This is a genomic window from Nocardioides luteus (assembly GCF_014648595.1).
Taxonomy (GTDB): domain Bacteria; phylum Actinomycetota; class Actinomycetes; order Propionibacteriales; family Nocardioidaceae; genus Nocardioides; species Nocardioides luteus.
Genome location: NZ_BMRK01000008.1, coordinates 102,542 through 119,611 on the forward strand (window position 1 = coordinate 102,542; position 17,070 = coordinate 119,611).

The following is a 17,070-nucleotide window of genomic DNA, read 5'->3' on the forward strand; positions in this document are numbered from 1 at the left end:
GCGCTGGCAAGGCACGGCCGCGAAGGCAGACCGGGTTTGTCTGTCGAGCGGCCGTAACGCCGCCAGCGTGCGCGCTGGGTGGCGCGCAGCTGGCGCTTCTGGGCGCGAGGACAGGCTCTTCCCTTCCGGAAGAATTTCAGCAGCCGATGGCCCATTCGGGCTGGTGGCTGGTGCTCGCGCTGGCCCTGCTCGCCGCGACGGCGCTCTACTTCCTCGCCGTGATCGTGCTGACCCGCAAGCGGCGTCCGGTCGTCGAGGTGGAGACGCCGTGGGTGCCCGAGCCGCGCGACCTGCGCGCCGAGCACCTGGCCGAGATCGACCGCATCGAGCGGTCCGTCCACCGTGGTGACGTACCTGCTCGCGTCGGCCACCAGCATCTGAGCCGCACGGTGCGCGACTACGTCGCCGAGGTCAGCCAGATCCCGGCCGACAAGATGGTCCTCGCCGACCTGAAGGAGACCGTGCGCAGCGACCCCCGCACCCGGCCGCTGGCGATGGCCGTCGAGGTGATGTACCCGCCCGCCTTCGCCTCCGAGGAGGAGGGGCAGGCGGCCGAGCGCTTCCCCGAGGCGCTGGGCCGAGCCCGTCAGGTGGTGACGACATGGACCTGAGGTGGCCCGTCCTCGCCCTGATCGTGCTGGTCGTCACGATCGCCGCCGTGGCCGCGATCGTGGTCTTCGCCGCGCGGGTGCACAACCGTCCGACCGACGCCGTGCTCGTCGCCCACACCGAACGCCTCAAGCGGCTCCCCCGCTTCCGCGAGCTCGCCACCCAGCAGCGCTGGCTCTCCTGGTGGCAGACCGCCGGTATCGCGCTCGCGGTGATCGGGTGCATCTGGCTGATCGCCCGCCCGCAGGCGACCGACATCACCCAGAATCGCTATTCCACCCGCGACATCGTGCTCTGCCTGGACGCCTCGACGTCGATGTTCGACGAGGACACCCAGGTCACCCAGGCCTACTCCCAGCTCGTCGCCGGCCTCAACGGCGAGCGGGTCAGCCTGGTGCTGTGGAGCGACGCCGCGGTGACCGTCTTCCCGCTCACCGACGACTACGGCTGGGTGCAGGAGGAGCTCGCGCGGGCGGGCCGTGCCTTCGCCCTCGGCGACCAGGAGTACGTCGCCGGCACCTATCTCGGCAAGGAGCGGGCCAGCCTGATCAGCGACGGGATCGTCTCCTGCGTGAAGCGCTTCGACCTGACCAACCCGGACCGCGGCCGGGCGGTCATCGTCGCCTCCGACAACGACCCGCAGGGCGGCCCGCCGGTCTACACGCTGCCCGAGGCGACCGCGTTCGCCAAGGAGCGCGACGTCCAGCTCTTCGGCATCGGCTCGGCCGACCTCAGCTTCCAGGAGGACAAGCGCGCCACCTTCGACAAGGCGATGACCGACACCGGAGGCACCTTCTCCCTCCTCGGTGACGACGGCTCGATCGAGTCGATCCTGGCCGGCATCGACCGGCTCTCCGCCGACGAGGTCGTCGAGCCACCGAAATACCAGGTCAGGGACGCCCCCGGATGGCCGATCGTGGTCATCGTGCTCGGCGTGCTGATGCTGATCGGCGGCTGGGGCTATGCGCTCGTCCGCTCGGGGCGGGTGTCGGTCGCTGCCTGGTCTCGACAGGCTCGACCATCTGCTCCGGCGCCACGACCGATGGAGCGAGTCCGATGAGCGCCCTCGGCTGGCAGACCCTCACCCTCGTACGCCGGGTGCTGATCGTGCTGCTCACCGTAGTCATCCTGGTGCGACCGAGCTGGGGCGCCGCGCCTGCGGAGATGCGTACGGCTGATCTCGACGTCCTCGTCGTGGTCGACCGCACCCGGTCGATGGTCGCCGAGGACGGGCCCGGGCGCGAGGCCCGGATGACGCAGCTCAAGCGGGACCTCAAGGCGCTCTCGAAGGCGCTGCCGTCGGTGCGGTTCGGCGCGATCACCTTCGGTGGCGAGGTCGTCCGCACCGAGATGCCGTTCACCTACGACACCACCGCCTTCGACGCCTGGGTCGAAGGGCTCTACGCCGAGCGGGCCTTCGACGGCTCCGGATCGATGGTCGACGCTCCCCTCGACGAGGTCGTCGCGGCTCTGGAGCGCGACCAGGAGCGCTCCCCCGAGCGGCGCCGGATCGTGGTGTTCGCCTCCGACGGCGAGAACACCCGCGAGGGCGTCGACCAGCAGTCGTTCTCCGAGGTCGACGACCTCTCGGCCGGCGGGATGGTGCTCGGCTACGGCACCGAGGAGGGCGGCCGGATGCCGTGGGACGACGAGCGCCCGCAGGACGGCTACCTCAAGGACGGCGACGGGGAGGATGCCCGCTCTCGGATCGATCTCGCCAACCTGCGCGAGATCGCAGGTCAGATGGGTCTGCAGACGATCCATCGCACCTCCAAGGACACCGAGGACATCGCCCACGAGGCCGCCACCTGGGACTCCGACATGCTGACCGAGGAGACGTCGGCCGGCGGCGAGGTCTCCCGCGCCTGGATCTTCGGTTTCCCGCTGCTGGCACTCTTGCTGTGGGAGCTGTGGGGCCATCGACGCCGCGGCCACGAGGCGGAGGAGGTGCTGTCGTGACCGTCACCGAGACGCCGGCCGAGCCGGAGGAGCAGGCGCCCTTACGCACCACCCGCGAGCAGGTGCGACGCGCCCTGCTGCTGGCCGGCATCGTGCCGGTGGTGATCGGGCTGGCCTTCCTGCTGAAGGTGATCCTGATGGGCCACCACGACCGCGCCGGCCGCGACGCCTGGGACCAGCGCGACGCGGCGACCGCGATGGAGCACTACTCGGCCAACCGCGAGCTCAACTTCCTGCAGCCGTGGATCGCCCACTTCGACGCCGGCAACGCCGCCTTCCTCCTCGGCGAGAACGCCCGGGCGGTCGCCTACTACGGCGAGGCGCTGAAGCGGGTCCCCGGCGACCACGAGTGCACGGTGCGCATCAACATGTCGCTGACCCAGGAGGCGATCGGCGACCGGGCCCGCGACGCCGGCGACCAGCGCGGCGCGAAGGCCGCCTACGAGGAGGCGCTGACCACGCTGAAGGAGGGCGACTGCCCCACCGATGCGGGCCAGGGCCCCGAGCAGTCCCAGCAGGGCCAGTCGGTCGAGGAGAGGCTGAAGGAGAAGCTGACCCCGAAGCCGCAGATCAAGCCCAACGAGCAGGAGGACCCGCCCGAGCAGCCGCAGAAGGACGACGAGAAGCAGGACAAGCTCGACAAGCGCAACGGCGACGGCGAGGACTACCGCCGCGACGACGCCGACCTCGACGACTACGGCGGGTTCAGCGACGAGCCCCAGTGGTGATCCAGTGGTGAGCCGCGTTGGTGAGCCAGCGGTGATCAGCGCATGAGCGTCTGCGAGGGCAGCTCCTGGAACTGCGCTCGGTACGCCTGGGAGAACCGCCCGAGGTGGAAGAAGCCCCAGCGCGCGGCGATCTCGGTGACCGAGGTCGCGGTCGCGTCCGCGGCGAGCAGGTCGGTGTAGGCACGATCCAGGCGGGTGCGCCGCCAGTACTCCAACGGGGTGGTGTCGAGGTCGCGCTGGAACGCCTCCTGCAGGGTGCGGGTGGAGACCCCGACCCGCTGAGCCAGCTCGGCGACCTTCCACGGGCGATCGGGGTGGGCCTCGAGGAGGTCCACCGCCATGCGTACGGCCCGGGAGACCGTGGGCGACGCGTTCTCGGAGGCGATCTCGAGGGAGGTGTTGGCCTGCACCGTCAACAGGCCCCCGATGAGGGCCTGCTCGTAGGGGGCCGCGACCAGCGGCGAGCTCATCAGCGAGCCGCCGGCCTCGACGTTGTCATAGGCCAGCCGCACCATCTTCAGCCAGTCGCGCACCTCGGGCCGGCCGAGGTCGAGCGTCGGGTCGAAGACCACCGGCCCGGAGCCGCCGAGCCCTGCGGCAGCCTCTTCGACGGCGCTGCGCCGGATGTAGACCTGCAGCTTCTCGCAGCCGTCGGACCAGAGCATGTCGACCGGCTCGGTCGGTGAGCCGATGGACGCGCGGGTGCGGTCGGCGAGGACGACCTGCTCCCCCACCTTGACCTTGGCGCTGCCGGCCAGCGGGAGCTGGATCAGGTAGAAGTCGTCGAAGGTGCCGGGGGTGATCCGCACCTCGTCGCCGTAGCGCATGTAGTTGAGCATCACGTCCTCGCCCAGCGGCGCGGCGTTGTGCACCATGTCGAGCTGCGATCCGGCCTTGGTCAGCGCCAGATAGTGGGCGCAGAACCGTTCGGCGACGGCTTCACGGGCCTGGTCCACGTCCGTGGTGGCGGCGACGGTGTGGCGGCCCAGCAGGGGACGGGGCAAGGGAGGCTCCTGGCACGTGGCTCGATTGACCGAAGAGCGTAGCGGAGCCAGCACCTCGCCGACGCGGTCAAGGCGCAATCACTGTCTAAGGTCCCAGTGGACCCGGACGAGATGCCGGTCCCACCCAGGACACCGGCATCTCGCCCGGACTCTCGCGTACTAGCTCCTCGTCGCCAGCTTCGCCACGAGCCTGGGAGTCACGGAGGCGTACGCCTTCGGGTTGATCGGCAGCAGCCACTGGGCCGCCTTGGTGAGTCGGCCGACGTCGATGCCGACGTCGTCGAGGACCTCGTCGATGTTGTGCATCGAGAACGGGATGATGTTGGTGCCGCGGGCGTGGTGGCCGTCGGTGCGCTCGCGCATCCAGGCGAGCCGCTGGTCGACGTGCGCTGCCATCTCCTCCGCCGGCGGGACCTGGTGGGCGCCGGCGAGGTAGGAGCCGATCCAGACCGCGCTCATCTCGGCCGAGAGCGGCGAGAAGAACGAGGAGTTGTAGCCGGCGAAGGTCAGGTCCTTCACGGACAGCGGCAGGATCTGGCGGTAGAGCTGGTAGTCACCGTTGTCGTCGGTGAGCTGGTCCTGGATCTCCGCGGAGAAGAACGGGAGCTCCTGCTTGAACCCGGTCGCGGTCACCACGACGTCGGCCGGGAGGGCGCGCCCGCTGGCGAGCTCTGCGTACGGCTTGCCCTCCTTCACCGCGAAGGCGACGATCTCGGTGTCGCGCTCGACGGCGATGTCACCGGCCTCGACACCTTCGAAGAAGCCTTCGGTCGCGAGCGAGACCGTCGAGCGGGCGATGTCGGTGAACTGGCCCTTGGGCAGCAGCCCGAGCTTCTTCAGCTTCAGCTGGCCGGTGGTCACCGACTCGACGCTGCCGACCATCGAGCTGGCCATCTTCGAGCCGCCCGCGTGCAGGACCTTCTCCGGTCCGCGCACGGTCTGGTAGGGGAAGAGTCCCTCCCCGAGCCTGGTCAGCAGCAGCATCTTGTAGTTGAGGACGCCCTTGATCTTGCGCGGCATCTTCCACAGCAGCTGGCGCGCGACCACGGTCGTCGAGGACGCCTCCTTGGCGATCTCCACGGCTACGTCGCAGGCCGACTTGCCGTAGCCGACGACCACGACGTCCTTGCCCTTCACGGTGTCCAGGTCGTGCAGCTCGCTGGCCGCGAGGATCGTGCCGCCGGCAGCCGTCAGCTCCTCGACCCCTTCGTACGCAGGGGCGAACGGCTCCGAGAAGACGCCGCTGGCCACCGTCAGGTGGTCGTAGTGCTCGGTCGTCTCGCCGTCTGCCCCCACTACCGAGGTGGCTCTCGAGGTGATGTCCCAGCCGCCCCCTCCAGCCGGCTGGGCACTCCGCACCTCGGTCGAGAGCCTGATCATCGGGGCGAGCTCGAACTTCTCGACGTACATCTCGAGGTAGTTCTGCACCTGCTCGCCGCTCAGCCACTCGGGGAACACCTTGGGCATCCTCAGGTCCGAGAGCGTGTAGGAGTCCTTGTTGTTCTGCGTCGTCAAGCCCGGGTAGCGACGGGTCCGGCTCCAGACGCCTCCGATGTCGGGGGCCTTCTCGAAGACGGTGACGTCGTGACCGAGCTCGGTGAGCACCTTCGCCGAGGCAATGCCTGCGAACCCGGCACCGATGACCGCGATCTTCAATTTTCTGTTTCCTCTCGCAGCGGGGTCTGCGTATCGGAAACGCTAGAGAGGTCGGCTGGCACCTCGCTATCCGCGTTGCGCGGGCGCTATCCGGTTTGCGCGACGGGTTCGCCGCCGCGCTCCCCTCAGCCGCGCAGCAGCTTGTAGACGATCACCGCAGCGGCCACCACCGCAGCCCCCACGGCGATCTTCTTGCCGTAGTTCTTGATCAGCACCGGCACCACCGTCGCCCCGAGATCGATGGCGTCGGTGCCCCCGGCGGTCGAGCCGCCGGCCACCCCGGCGGTCGAGCCGCCGGAGCCGCTAGGCGGAGGCGCGTCGAGACCAACACCGTCGCCGTCCGCGCTCGACCCGCCACCGGAGGTCGAGCTTGTCGAGACCTCCTCGGCGTCGGCACCCGGCGGCGCCACATCGGGCTCGACGGCCGGCGCGGCGGGAGCCGGCGCCGACTTCTGCTCCAGACACGCCACGAACTGCCCGAGCAGCTTGTCGGAGACGTCCTGCATCACCCCTCTCCCGAACTGGGCGGGCTTGCCGGTCACGGCGAGGTCGGTGACGATCTCGACCTTGGTGCCGTCACCCTCCGGAGCCATCGTCAGGGTCGCGTTGGCACCGGCGGTGCCGTTGCCGCGCTTGTCGCGGCCCTTCGCCTCGACCACCAGCCGGCGCGCGGCCTCGTCCTTCTCGACGAAGGTGCCGGAGCCGGCGTAGACCATGGCGATCGGACCGAGCTTGACCTTCACCGTGCCGGTGAAGGTGTCCCCCTCGACCGAGGTGACCTGGGCTCCCGGGAAGCACTCGGCGAGCGAGCCGATGTCCAAGAAGCTGTCCCAGGTCTCCTCGACCGAGGTCGGAACCGTGAACTGGTGCGTCAGGTCCATGACGCTCCGAGAGCCTTCGTGATCGCCCGCCGGGTGAGCACCGTGACCAGGTGGCGCCGGTAGTCGGCGTCACCGTTGAGGTCGGAGGGCGGCTCGACGCCGTCGGCGGCGAGGGCCGCGGCATTGCGTACGACCTCCTCGGAGGCCTGCTGACCGACCAGCGCCTGCTCGACGCCGGCCGCCCGCAGCGGGGTCGACCCCATGTTGGTGAGGCCGATCGCCGCGCCCTCGATCACGCCGCCGGAGACCTTGAGGGTCGCACCGACCGCGCAGATCGGCCACTGGTGGGCGACCCGCACGAACTTCTCGTAGTGGGCCGTCCAGCCGGTGTGCTTCGGGATGCGTACGCCGGTGAGCAGCTCGTCCTCGGAGACCGCCGTCTCGAACAGCCCCTGGAAGAACTCCGAGCCCGGGACGACCCGCTCGCCACCCGGCCCGGCGATGACGAACTCGGCGTCCAGGGCCAGCGCCGGGGCTCCGAGATCGCCGGCCGGGTCGGCGTGGGCGAGTGCGCCACCGAAGGTGCCCCGGTGGCGTACCTGCGCGTCGGCGACCGTCGCCGTGGCACGAGCCACCAGGGCGGCGTGCTCGGCGACCAGAGGATCGGTCGCGACGTCACTGTGGCGCGTCGTGGCGCCGACGAGGATCGAGTCACCCTCGTCCCGGATGCCGCGGAGCGAGTCGATGCGACCGAGGTCGATGACCCACTCCGGGGCGTTGAGGCGCATCCGCAGCACCGGCAGCAGGCTCTGCCCGCCGGCGATCACCTTGGCCTCGTCGCCGTACTGCGCGAGCGCGGCCAGCGCCTCCTCGACCGTGGTCGGGGCGACGTAGTCGAACGATGCGGGAATCACTGGACATCTCCTTCCGGACGGTCGGCGGTCCCGGACATGCCCGTCGACGGATCGAAGTGTGGTGCGGCCGCGTCGGTGGTGCCGCCGCCGGCGGAGCCCTCGTTGATCGCCCGCCAGACCCGCTCCGGTGTGCAGGGCATGGCCACGTCGTTGACGCCCATCGGGCGCAGCGCGTCGACGATCGCGTTGACCACCGCCGGGGTGGAGGCGATCGTGCCGGCCTCGCCGACGCCCTTGGTGCCGAGCGTGTTGGTGGTCGAGGGCGAGGTGGTGTGGTCGATGTCGAAGCTGATCGTGTCGGCGGCAGTCGGCAGCAGGTAGTCGACGAACGAGCCGGAGACCAGCGTGCCGGCGTCGTCGTAAACCGCGTCCTCCCACAGCGCCTGGGCGATGCCCTGGACCAGTCCGCCGTGCACCTGACCTGCGACGATGAGCGGGTTGATGATGTTGCCGATGTCGTCGCAGCAGACGTACTTCCGCATCTTCACCTGCCCGGTCTCGGTGTCGACCTCCATCGCGCACAGGTGGGTGCCGTGCGGGAAGTTGAAGTTCTCCGGGTCGAAGGTGGCCTCGGAGTCGAGGTTGGCCTCGACGCCGTCGGGCAGGTTGTGGGCCGCGAAGACCGCCGTGGACAGCTCGCCGATGGACATGCCCTGGTCGGTGCCCTTCACCGTCCACTTGCCACCGGTGAACTCCAGGTCCTCGACGCTGGCCTCGAGCAGGTGGGCCGCGATCGGCTTGGCCTTCTCGAGCACCTTGTCGGCCGCCCGGACCAGCGCCTCGCCACCGACGACCAGCGACCTGGAGCCGTAGGTGTCATATCCCTTGGCCGCGATCTGGGTGTCGCCGTGGAGCACCTCGACGTCCTCGAAGGGTACGCCGAGACGGTCGGCCACGATCTGGCTGAACGCCGTCTCGTGTCCCTGACCGTGAGCGCTCGCGCCGGTGATGACCTCGACCTTGCCGGTCGGGGTGAGCCGCACCTGGGCGTGCTCCCAGCCGCCGGCGCCGTAGTCGAGGCTGCCGAGGACACGGGACGGGGCCAGGCCGCACATCTCGGTGAACGTCGAGACGCCGATGCCGAGCTGGACCGGGTCGTTGTTGGCACGCCGCTCGGCCTGCTCGCGTCGGAGCTCGTCGTAGCCGAACATCTCCTTCGCCTTGGCGGTCGCCGTCGCGTAGTCGCCCGAGTCGTAGGTCAGGCCGGCGACGGTCGTGAACGGGAACTCCTCGTGGTTGATCCAGTTCTTCTCCCGGATCTCGAGCGGGTCGACCCCGACCTCGACGGCCAGCTCGTCCATCAGCCGCTCGATGGCGTACGTCGCCTCCGGCCGCCCCGCGCCGCGGTAGGCGTCGGTCCAGGCGGTGTTGGTGAGCACCGTCTGGCAGTTGAACTGGTAGGCCGGGAACTTGTAGATCGCGTTGAACATGAACGCGCCGAGCACCGGCACACCGCCGCCGACGATCGCGACGTACGCACCGAGGTTGGCGTCGAGCTCGACCTTGAGCCCGGTGACCTGGCCGTCCTTGGTCGCCGAGAGCGTCAGCTTCTGGATCTGGTCGCGACCGTGGTGGGCGGCCATCAGCGACTCGGAGCGGGTCTCGGTGTACTTGACCGGCTTGCCGAGCCTGCGGGCCATCGCGAAGACGAGCATCTCCTCGGGCGTCTGCTGCAGCTTGCCGCCGAAACCACCGCCGACGTCGGGCGCGATCACCCGGATCTTCGACTCCGGCACCCCGGTGGTCGCGGCGAGCGCGAACCGCAGGATGTGCGGGATCTGGGTGGCGCTCCACACCGTGATCTGCTCGCCGGTCGGGTCGCACACCACGCTGCGCGGCTCCATGAAGGCGGGGATCAGGCGCTGCTGGCGGTAGGTGCGCTCGATGACGATGCCGTCCTGCCGCGCGGTGGAGATCGCGTCGTCGACCGACCCGCCGGTGCCGGCCTGGGCGCTGTCGAAGACCCACAGCGCGGACTTGTTGGTGCCGAGGTCGGGGTGGGCGAGCACCTCGTCCTTGACCGCCTCCTCGAGGGAGACGACGGCAGGCAGCTCTTCGTAGTCGACCTCGACCATCTCGGCGGCGTCGCGGGCGGCGGCCGCGGAACGGGCGGCCACGACGGCGACGATCTCACCGGCGAAGGAAACCCGGTCGCCGGCGATCGGCGGGTGGTCCGGCGTCTTCTGGTCCGGGGTGATCGGCCAGGCGTTGATGCAGGCACCGAGGCTCTCGTCGAAGTCCTTCGCGGAGAGCACCGCGACGACCCCTTCGGAGCTCTCGGCAGCGCTGGTGTCGATGCCGGTGATGTTCGCGTGGGCGAACGGGCTGCGCACCATCGCGAGGTGCAGCATCCCGGGCAGGTTGATGTTGTCGGTCCACCGGGTCCGGCCGGTGATCAGCCGGGCGTCCTCCTTGCGGCGCCGGTCGCGACCGATCTCGGTCGCGTTGTCGGGTCGTGCCTCCACTGCGGTCACAGCGCGTCCACCTCCTCGCTCCTCGCTCCGCTCTGGCCGGTCGCGTTCCTGCTGGCGTACTGCACCGCGCGAACGATGTTGTGGTAGCCGGTGCAGCGGCACAGGTTGCCCTCGATGCCCTCGCGGATCTCTTCCTCGCTGGGCTGCGGGTTGCGGTTGAGCAGGTCGACGGACTGCATGATCATGCCGGGGGTGCAGAAGCCGCACTGCAGACCGTGACACTCACGGAAGGCCTCCTGCACCGGGTGAAGTCCTGATTCGGTGGTCGAGCCCGTCGAGACCTCGGCGAGACCTTCGATCGTGGTCACCTCGCACCCGTCGGCCTGCACCGCGAGCACGTTGCACGACTTCACCGACTCACCGTCGAGATGGACCGTGCAGGCTCCACAGTTGCTGGTGTCGCAACCGATCACCGTGCCGGTCTTGCCGAGTCCTTCGCGCAGATACTGCACGAGCAGTGTCCGCGGTTCGACGTCGTCGGCGACCTTCATACCGTCGACGCGCATGCTGATCCGGGTCATGTTGTCTCCCTGCCAGACGTCATTGTTCTTGGCCATACCGTGTGGGCCAGATCACAGTAGGACGCGCAGGGTTGGGCCCTGGTTGGCTTCGCAGATGCGTACCCAAGGTGGTCGATCCTGTCGAGACCCACCGGAGGTCGAGCCTGTCGAGACCCCTACGTGCGCGCAGCAGCCAGCCGCGCCCGCAGCAACGGCAGCGCCGGATGCGCAGTCCCGCCCAACCGCCGCACGCAGACGTCGACGACCTCGGTGTCGTAGGGCGCCAGCTCGCTGTAGGTGAGCACCGCGTCGGGCTGCGGGTCGGCGATCAGCGCCTCGCGCAGCGCCACCGCGACGTACTCGGCCATCTCGGCCAGCGCCGGGCTGTTGGTGCCGGGCAGGAGATCCCCGCCGTACGCCTCGACGGCAGCCGCCACCCGGCCGTGGCGGATCAGCGCGAGCACCTGGTCGACGTCGGTCGCGACCGGCATCAGCAGCCGGTAGGGACGTGAGGCGACCTGGCCGCCGAGCGCGTGGCGCAGGTGGGAGACCTCGGCCTTGAGCGTCGAGAAGGTCACCGCCTGGTCGCCGTAGACCATCGCGTGCAGCCGCTCCAGGGAGAGCCCTTCGGGGTGCAGCGCGAGCAGGGCGAGGATCTCGGTCTGGCGGCGGTTGAGCAGCAGCCGCTGCCCGTCGAGCCAGGTCTCGGCGGTGCCGAGCAGGGTCAGCACCAGTCCGGGCTGCTCGATCCCGTCATCGCTGGCGCGCTGGGTGGGGAGCCTGGGCAGCGCTCCTTCGATGAGGCGGGCCATCACCCGAGCCGTCGCCATCCCGATCGGGTGGGTGCGGTCCCAGGTCGTGGAGAGGTCGATGACACCGAGATGCTTGCCGGTGGTCGGGTCGTGCAGCGGCGCGGCCCAGCAGACCCAGTTGTGGACGACCTCGGCGTAGTGCTCGGGCCCGAAGACCATCGACGGCGTGTTGTTGCGGTTGGCGAGGTCGAGCGCGTTGGTGCCCGCGCTCTCGTCGTCCCACCGGCCGCCCGGCACGAAGTTGACCGACTCCGCCTTGTGGCGCATCACCCGGCCGCCGTAGGTCCACAGCACGCGGGTGTCGGGGTCGGTGATCGCGATGACCAGGTCGCCGTCGTCGGCGGTGCAGCGCAGCTCCTCCTCGACCCGCTCGACTGCGACCTGGAGCGGCGAGTCGCGCCACATCTCCCGGGTCTCGTCCTCGTCGGCCAGGGGCGCCTCGCGTACGTCGGGCTTCACCGTCGACGCCGAGCGCGTCCAGCTCGAGAGGATCTCCGGTCGCACGAAGTCCTCGGCGGCATCGCCGCTCTCCACGAACGCGGTCCAGGCCCGCGCCGCGCTGATGCGGCGCTCCTGCAGATCGCTACGAACCATCACTCCCCCTTTGGAGCTCGGCCCTGAGGCTGGGTGCTGCCAAGGTAGCACCCTGTGGCGTGCCTCACGATCCCCTTGGCGGTACTCGATCCCCGCCTCGCGGAACCTGCTCAGCCGGTCGCGCCGAGGGCCGGGCCGGAGCGTCTCCCGGCCGACCCGTCATACGCCAGACCCCTGGTGACCAGGTGGAAGAGCATCGCGACGATCAGGATGCCGGCGCAGACCAGCGCGACGACCGCCACCGACGTGCTCTGCGACTCCTGGAGCTGACGGACCGCGATCGCGATCAGCGCCCAGGCGCAGGAGATCAGCACCTCACGCAGGTTGCGCCTGAGCAGCAGCGCGAGCAGGGCGACGGTGAGCACGACGATGACCACGATCGCGGCCAGCGGGCTGACCGTGACGTCCTTCGACTCGAGGTAGGTCGCGACGTTGACGATGCTCGCCGCGGTCACCCAGCCCGTGTAGAGCATCAGCGGCAGCCCCACCATGAGGAAGTCCTTGATCGTCGGCCGGGCCGCGCCGATCCCGAGCCGCCACAGCGAGGCGTAGAGCGACGCGGTGAGGACCAGCAGGATGACCACGGAGAGGCCGACCCACTCGTTGACGAAGACGAAGGTCCACAGCCCGTTGCAGATGCTGGCGATGACGAAGAGCGGACCGAGCCGCTGCGGCACGTCGTTGTCGTCACGCGGCTCCCGGATGTCTCTCGCCTGGTAGATCGCGAAGACGACCAGCAGCACGTAGATCGGCGTCCAGATCGAGAACGCGTATCCGGCCGGGGTCAGATAGGTGGCGTACTTGTCCGAGATGTCGCCGATAGCCGGCAGATCGAGGATCTGTGCGCCGGTCAGGAAGTTGGCGACCAGCGCGAAGACCAGGGCGAGAATATTGCTGATCTGCCATGTTCTCTTCACTCTGCGACCGTAGCAAGGCACTGCCCGTCCATCGGCCAGATCGCTCTACGGCGAGGCGGCCCGTGAGCTCCCGCGTCAGCGGTACTCCACGTCCTGGTGGATCCGGCCCTCGGTGCTGGCCAGGCGCTCGCCGGAGCCGCCCCAGCGGCCGGCGATGATCTCGGCGGCGATGGAGATGGCGGTCTCCTCCGGGGTGCGCGCGCCGAGGTCGAGGCCGATGGGGCTGCTCAGGCGGGCGATCTCCTCCTCGGTGAGGCCGGCTTCGCGCAGGCGGGCGAGGCGGTCGTCGTGGGTGCGGCGGGAGCCCATCGCGCCGACGTAGGCGATGTCGGGGAGGCGGAGGGCGACCTCGAGGAGAGGTACGTCGAACTTCGGGTCGTGGGTGAGGACGGCGATGACGGTGCGCTGGTCGATGCGGCCGGCCTCGACCTCGGCGTTCAGGTAGCGGTGGGGCCAGTCGACGACGACCTCGTCGGCCTCGGGGAAACGGGAGTTGGTCGCGAAGACGGGGCGGGCGTCGCAGACGGTGACGTGGTAGCCGAGGAACGCCCCGACCCGGGCCACCGCGGCGGCGAAGTCGATCGCACCGAAGACGAGCATGCGGGGCTTGGGCGCGAAGGACCAGACGAAGACGCGCATCCCCTCGCCGCGGCGCTCACCGTCGATGCCGTAGGACAGCGTCTGGTTGGTGCCATGGGCGAGCAGGCCGAGCGCGTCGTCGTGCACGGCGTCGTCCATCCGCGAGCTGCCCAGCGAGCCCTTGACCCCTTCGGGGCGGATCAGGACTCGGCGCCCGAGGATCTCGGGGTCGGGGTGCTCGATGACGGTCGCGAGCGCGATCGGGCTGCCGCTGCGTACGTCCTCGGCGAGCTCGCCGAGCTCGGGGAAGGTCTCCTTCGACACCTTCTCCACGAAGACGTCGAGGATGCCGCCGCAGGTCAGGCCGACCGAGAACGCGTCGTCGTCGGAGACGCCGTAGCGGTTGAGCTCGGGGGTGCCGGTCTCGGCCACCTCGCGGGCGACCTCGTAGACGGCTCCCTCGACACAGCCGCCGGAGACGGAGCCGACGGCGGTCTCGTCGGGGCCGACGAGCATCGAGGCCCCTGGTGGGCGCGGCGCCGACTGGAAGGTCGCGACCACGGTGGCGACCGCGACGGTGTCGCCGGCCTCCCACCACTTCATCAGATCGTCGAGCACGTCACGCACGCGCGATCACCTCCACCAGATCCTCGTACGTCGCCAGCGAATGTCCGGCGACGAAGTCGTCCACGTGCGGCAGCACGGCGACGATGCCTCGCTGCAGCGGCTCATAGCCAATTTTGCCACGATGCGGGTTGACCCACACCGTGCGATGGGCGAGGCGGTGCAGCCTCGCGGTCTGCTCTGCGAGAAGCGTGGGGTCGCCACGCTCCCAGCCGTCGCTCGCGATGACCACGACCGCGCCTCTTGCGAGGCCTTGGTGTCGCTGCAGGAACGCCTGCAGGTCCTCGCCGAGCCGGGTGCCGCCCGACCAGTCGGGCACGGTGTCGCCCGCGGCGACCAGCGCGCGGTCCGGGTCGCGGTGACGCATCGCCCGGGTGACGTTGGTCAGCCGGGTGCCCATCGTGAACACCGCCCCCGTGGTGGTCGAGCTCGTCGAGCCTCCTGAGGTCACTCGGTGGGCGACCCTCAGCAGCACGTCCGCGTAGGAGCTCATCGACCCGGACACGTCGATCAGCCACACCACGCGCCGCGGCCGGTCGCCACGTCGCCGGTAGTGGATCCCGGCCGGTTCGCCGAGGTGCTGCAGGCTGGCGCGCAGGGTGCGGTGGGCGTCGACGCGTCCGCGCCGCCAGGGGTCCTGGCGCGGGGTGCGCCGCCGAGGCGTCCGCGGACGGAGGCGCGCGATCAGCGCCGCGAGCCGCTCCTGCTCGACCGGGTCGAGACCGGCGACGTCGCGGTGGCGCAGCGTCTCGAGCTCGCTGGCACGCGCGCGGATGACGTCCTCGACGTCCTCACCCTCCCCCTCGCCCGGCTGCGGCTCGGTCTCAGGCAGCGTGGAGGTGGTCGTGACCGTACGCGGTGGCCCCTGCGGCATCGGCATCTTGGCGGTCGTGTCGAACCAGGCCTCGAAGACCTGGTCGAAACGGCGCAGGTCGTCGGGGCCGGCACACAGCGTCGCCCGGCCCGCGGTGTAGGTCGCCACCGGGTCGTCGGCGCCGACGATCGCGGTCGCCTGCAGGAAGCCGTGGGCGCGGTCCTGGGTCACCTGCACTCCGGCCGACCTGAGCGCCCGGGTGAAGCCGAGCAGGATCTCGGGGCCGTCGCTCATGCCGCCACTTCCGTAGGGCGGGGCGAAGAGTACGGAAATGGCGGCCTGAGGCCGATCGTCGCTCGCTGACGATCGCTCATACCAGCAGCCGATCCAGCGCGGCCCGGACGCGGTCGGCGTCCTCGCGGTGCTTGACGAGCGCGCCGAGCGTCGCGGCAGCGCTCTCCAGGTGCATCTCGGTCGTGCCGAGGTGGTGCAGGGCGCGGGCCCAGTCGAGGGTCTCGGCGACCCCGGGCGGCTTGAGCAGCGCGCTCGCCCCCTCGGCGCTGCGCAGCTGCTGGACCACCGTGACCACCTGGCGGGCGAGCTGCTCGGCGACCTCGGGGGCTCGGCTGCGTACGATCTCGATCTCGCGGTCCAGGCCCGGGTGGTCGATCCAGTGGTAGAGGCAGCGGCGCTTGAGGGCGTCGTGGAGCTCGCGGGTGCGGTTGGAGGTGAGCACGACGACCGGTGGCACGCTCGCGGCGACCGTGCCGAACTCCGGGATCGTGACCTGGTAGGTGGACAGCACCTCCAGCAGGAACGCCTCGAACTCGTCGTCGGCCCGGTCGACCTCGTCGACGAGCAGCACCGACGGCGACTGCCTCAGCGCTGCCAGCACCGGCCGGGCGAGCAGGAAGCGCTCGTCGTAGAGCGACTTCTCGGCCTCCTCCACATCCGCTGCTGTGCCGGCCGCCTCGAGCGCGCGCAGGTGCAGGATCTGGCGGGCGAAGTCCCAGTCGTAGAGCGCCTGGGTGGCGTCGATCCCCTCGTAGCACTGCATCCGCACCAGGGGCAGGTCCAGCGCCTGCGCGACCGCCTCCGCGAGCGCGGTCTTGCCGGTGCCGGGCTCACCCTCGAGCAGCAGCGGCCGCTGCATCTTCAGCCCGAGGAAGGTCACCGTCGCCAGCTCGGGGTCGGCCAGGTATCCGGTCGCGGCCAGCCGCTCAGCGATCTCCCGGGGCGTCAGGTCCATGACCCGAGCCTAGAACGCGAAGCGTTGGTAAGCGGTTGGACGACCTCGAAGGAGGGTAGGAACGAGAACTCGTTCACCGGCGGTCGACGTCGTGGCCGCCGGCCAGGTCGCCGCACTCCACCAGACGTACGCCGTGGGTGCCCAGATAACCACGCGCACCCTGGTCACCGACGGCAGCCTCGATGACCCCGGCCCAGTGCTCCCGCCCGATCAGCACCGGATGCCCCGGCACCCCTCGATAAGCCGCCCGCGCCAAGCTGGATCCGGTGGTCGAGCCGAAGGTCGATCCGGTGGTCGAGCCGAAGGTCGATCCGGTGGTCGAGCCGGTGGTCGAGCCGGTGGTCGAGCCGGTGGTCGAGCTTGTCGAGACCACCCGCCCCACAACCCCACTGTCCGTGCTCGAATCGGTGGTCGAGCTTGTCGAGACCACCCGCCCCACAACCCCACTGTCCGTGCTCGAATCGGTGGTCGAGCTTGTCGAGACCACCCTCGCAACAACATCGCTCCCCACATCCGGCAGATCCACCAGATGCACAAGTGCCGCCTCGACCTCGGACGAGAGCCCCGAGAGCCCGACCCGCAAAGACGCCCCCATCCCCTCGTCCCAGTCCTGCGCGACCACGACCCGCTGATCACCCGGCAGCAGCGCGCGTGCCTCCTCGGCCGCAGCGCCGAGCACGACGAGCACCTCGTCACAACCACCCTCGCGCAGCACCTCGACAGACCGGACCAACCAGTCGTCGACGAGCGCCTTCGGGGTGCCCATCCGCCGGCCGGCACCGGCGGCCAGCAGCACTCCCGCGATCATCCGCCGAG

Annotated in this window: 16 protein-coding genes; 4 read left to right on the forward strand and 12 right to left on the reverse strand. The window is 70.1% G+C overall.

What is annotated here, in order from left to right; genetic code table 11:
- Positions 1–146 precede the first annotated feature (146 nt).
- Genes IEY81_RS12050 through IEY81_RS12065 form a run of 4 tightly spaced genes read left to right on the forward strand, consistent with a single transcriptional unit; the run spans position 147 to position 3,296 of the window.
- Positions 147–611, forward strand: coding sequence for a hypothetical protein (locus IEY81_RS12050; RefSeq protein WP_189118718.1), 465 nt, complete (start codon positions 147–149; stop codon positions 609–611).
- Positions 602–1,669 (forward strand): vWA domain-containing protein, encoded by a 1,068-nt coding sequence (locus IEY81_RS12055; protein ID WP_189118719.1) that lies wholly within the window; start codon positions 602–604, stop codon positions 1,667–1,669. Before IEY81_RS12050 ends, IEY81_RS12055 begins: the two co-directional genes overlap by 10 nt.
- A complete protein-coding gene (locus IEY81_RS12060; RefSeq protein WP_189118720.1) occupies positions 1,666–2,568 on the forward strand; it encodes a VWA domain-containing protein in 903 nt (300 codons plus the stop codon). Before IEY81_RS12055 ends, IEY81_RS12060 begins: the two co-directional genes overlap by 4 nt.
- Positions 2,565–3,296 carry a tetratricopeptide repeat protein gene (locus IEY81_RS12065; protein ID WP_189118721.1) on the forward strand — a complete coding sequence of 244 codons (732 nt, stop codon included), beginning with the start codon at positions 2,565–2,567 and terminating at the stop codon, positions 3,294–3,296. The genes IEY81_RS12060 and IEY81_RS12065 overlap by 4 nt, the downstream gene beginning before the upstream one ends.
- A 35-nt stretch (positions 3,297–3,331) precedes the next feature.
- Here IEY81_RS12065 and IEY81_RS12070 read toward each other — a convergent pair whose 3' ends face one another.
- From IEY81_RS12070 to IEY81_RS12125, 12 genes are all read right to left on the reverse strand, one after another.
- Positions 3,332–4,300: an AraC family transcriptional regulator gene (locus tag IEY81_RS12070; RefSeq protein ID WP_189118722.1), complete on the reverse strand. Its 969-nt coding sequence runs from the start codon at positions 4,298–4,300 to the stop codon at positions 3,332–3,334.
- A gap of 159 nt (positions 4,301–4,459) precedes the next feature.
- Positions 4,460–5,956 (reverse strand): flavin-containing monooxygenase, encoded by a 1,497-nt coding sequence (locus IEY81_RS12075; protein ID WP_189118723.1) that lies wholly within the window; start codon positions 5,954–5,956, stop codon positions 4,460–4,462.
- A gap of 125 nt (positions 5,957–6,081) precedes the next feature.
- Entirely contained in the window at positions 6,082–6,837 is a 756-nt protein-coding gene (locus tag IEY81_RS12080) for an SRPBCC family protein (protein ID WP_189118724.1), read from the reverse strand.
- A complete protein-coding gene (locus tag IEY81_RS12085; protein WP_189118725.1) occupies positions 6,828–7,691 on the reverse strand; it encodes an FAD binding domain-containing protein in 864 nt (287 codons plus the stop codon). The genes IEY81_RS12080 and IEY81_RS12085 overlap by 10 nt, the downstream gene beginning before the upstream one ends.
- Positions 7,688–10,165 (reverse strand): xanthine dehydrogenase family protein molybdopterin-binding subunit, encoded by a 2,478-nt coding sequence (locus IEY81_RS12090; RefSeq protein ID WP_189118726.1) that lies wholly within the window; start codon positions 10,163–10,165, stop codon positions 7,688–7,690. The genes IEY81_RS12085 and IEY81_RS12090 overlap by 4 nt, the downstream gene beginning before the upstream one ends.
- Positions 10,162–10,686, reverse strand: a complete 525-nt coding sequence (locus IEY81_RS12095; protein WP_189118727.1) for a (2Fe-2S)-binding protein — start codon at positions 10,684–10,686, stop codon at positions 10,162–10,164. Before IEY81_RS12095 ends, IEY81_RS12090 begins: the two co-directional genes overlap by 4 nt.
- A gap of 155 nt (positions 10,687–10,841) precedes the next feature.
- The gene (locus IEY81_RS12100) at positions 10,842–12,071 is read right to left on the reverse strand and encodes a sigma-54-dependent transcriptional regulator family protein (RefSeq protein ID WP_189118728.1); all 1,230 of its coding nucleotides are present in this window, start codon (positions 12,069–12,071) and stop codon (positions 10,842–10,844) included.
- A 110-nt stretch (positions 12,072–12,181) separates the two neighbouring features.
- Positions 12,182–12,988, reverse strand: coding sequence for a TspO-related membrane protein (locus tag IEY81_RS12105; protein WP_189118729.1), 807 nt, complete (start codon positions 12,986–12,988; stop codon positions 12,182–12,184).
- A 75-nt stretch (positions 12,989–13,063) separates the two neighbouring features.
- On the reverse strand, positions 13,064–14,194 hold the full coding sequence (locus tag IEY81_RS12110; RefSeq protein WP_189118730.1) for an XdhC family protein: 1,131 nt from the start codon (positions 14,192–14,194) through the stop codon (positions 13,064–13,066).
- On the reverse strand, positions 14,187–15,299 hold the full coding sequence (locus IEY81_RS12115; protein ID WP_189118731.1) for a vWA domain-containing protein: 1,113 nt from the start codon (positions 15,297–15,299) through the stop codon (positions 14,187–14,189). The genes IEY81_RS12110 and IEY81_RS12115 overlap by 8 nt, the downstream gene beginning before the upstream one ends.
- A gap of 76 nt (positions 15,300–15,375) precedes the next feature.
- Positions 15,376–16,254 (reverse strand): AAA family ATPase, encoded by an 879-nt coding sequence (locus tag IEY81_RS12120; RefSeq protein WP_189118732.1) that lies wholly within the window; start codon positions 16,252–16,254, stop codon positions 15,376–15,378.
- A 73-nt stretch (positions 16,255–16,327) separates the two neighbouring features.
- Positions 16,328–17,062 carry a nucleotidyltransferase family protein gene (locus tag IEY81_RS12125; protein WP_189118733.1) on the reverse strand — a complete coding sequence of 245 codons (735 nt, stop codon included), beginning with the start codon at positions 17,060–17,062 and terminating at the stop codon, positions 16,328–16,330.
- Positions 17,063–17,070: the final 8 nt, after the last annotated feature.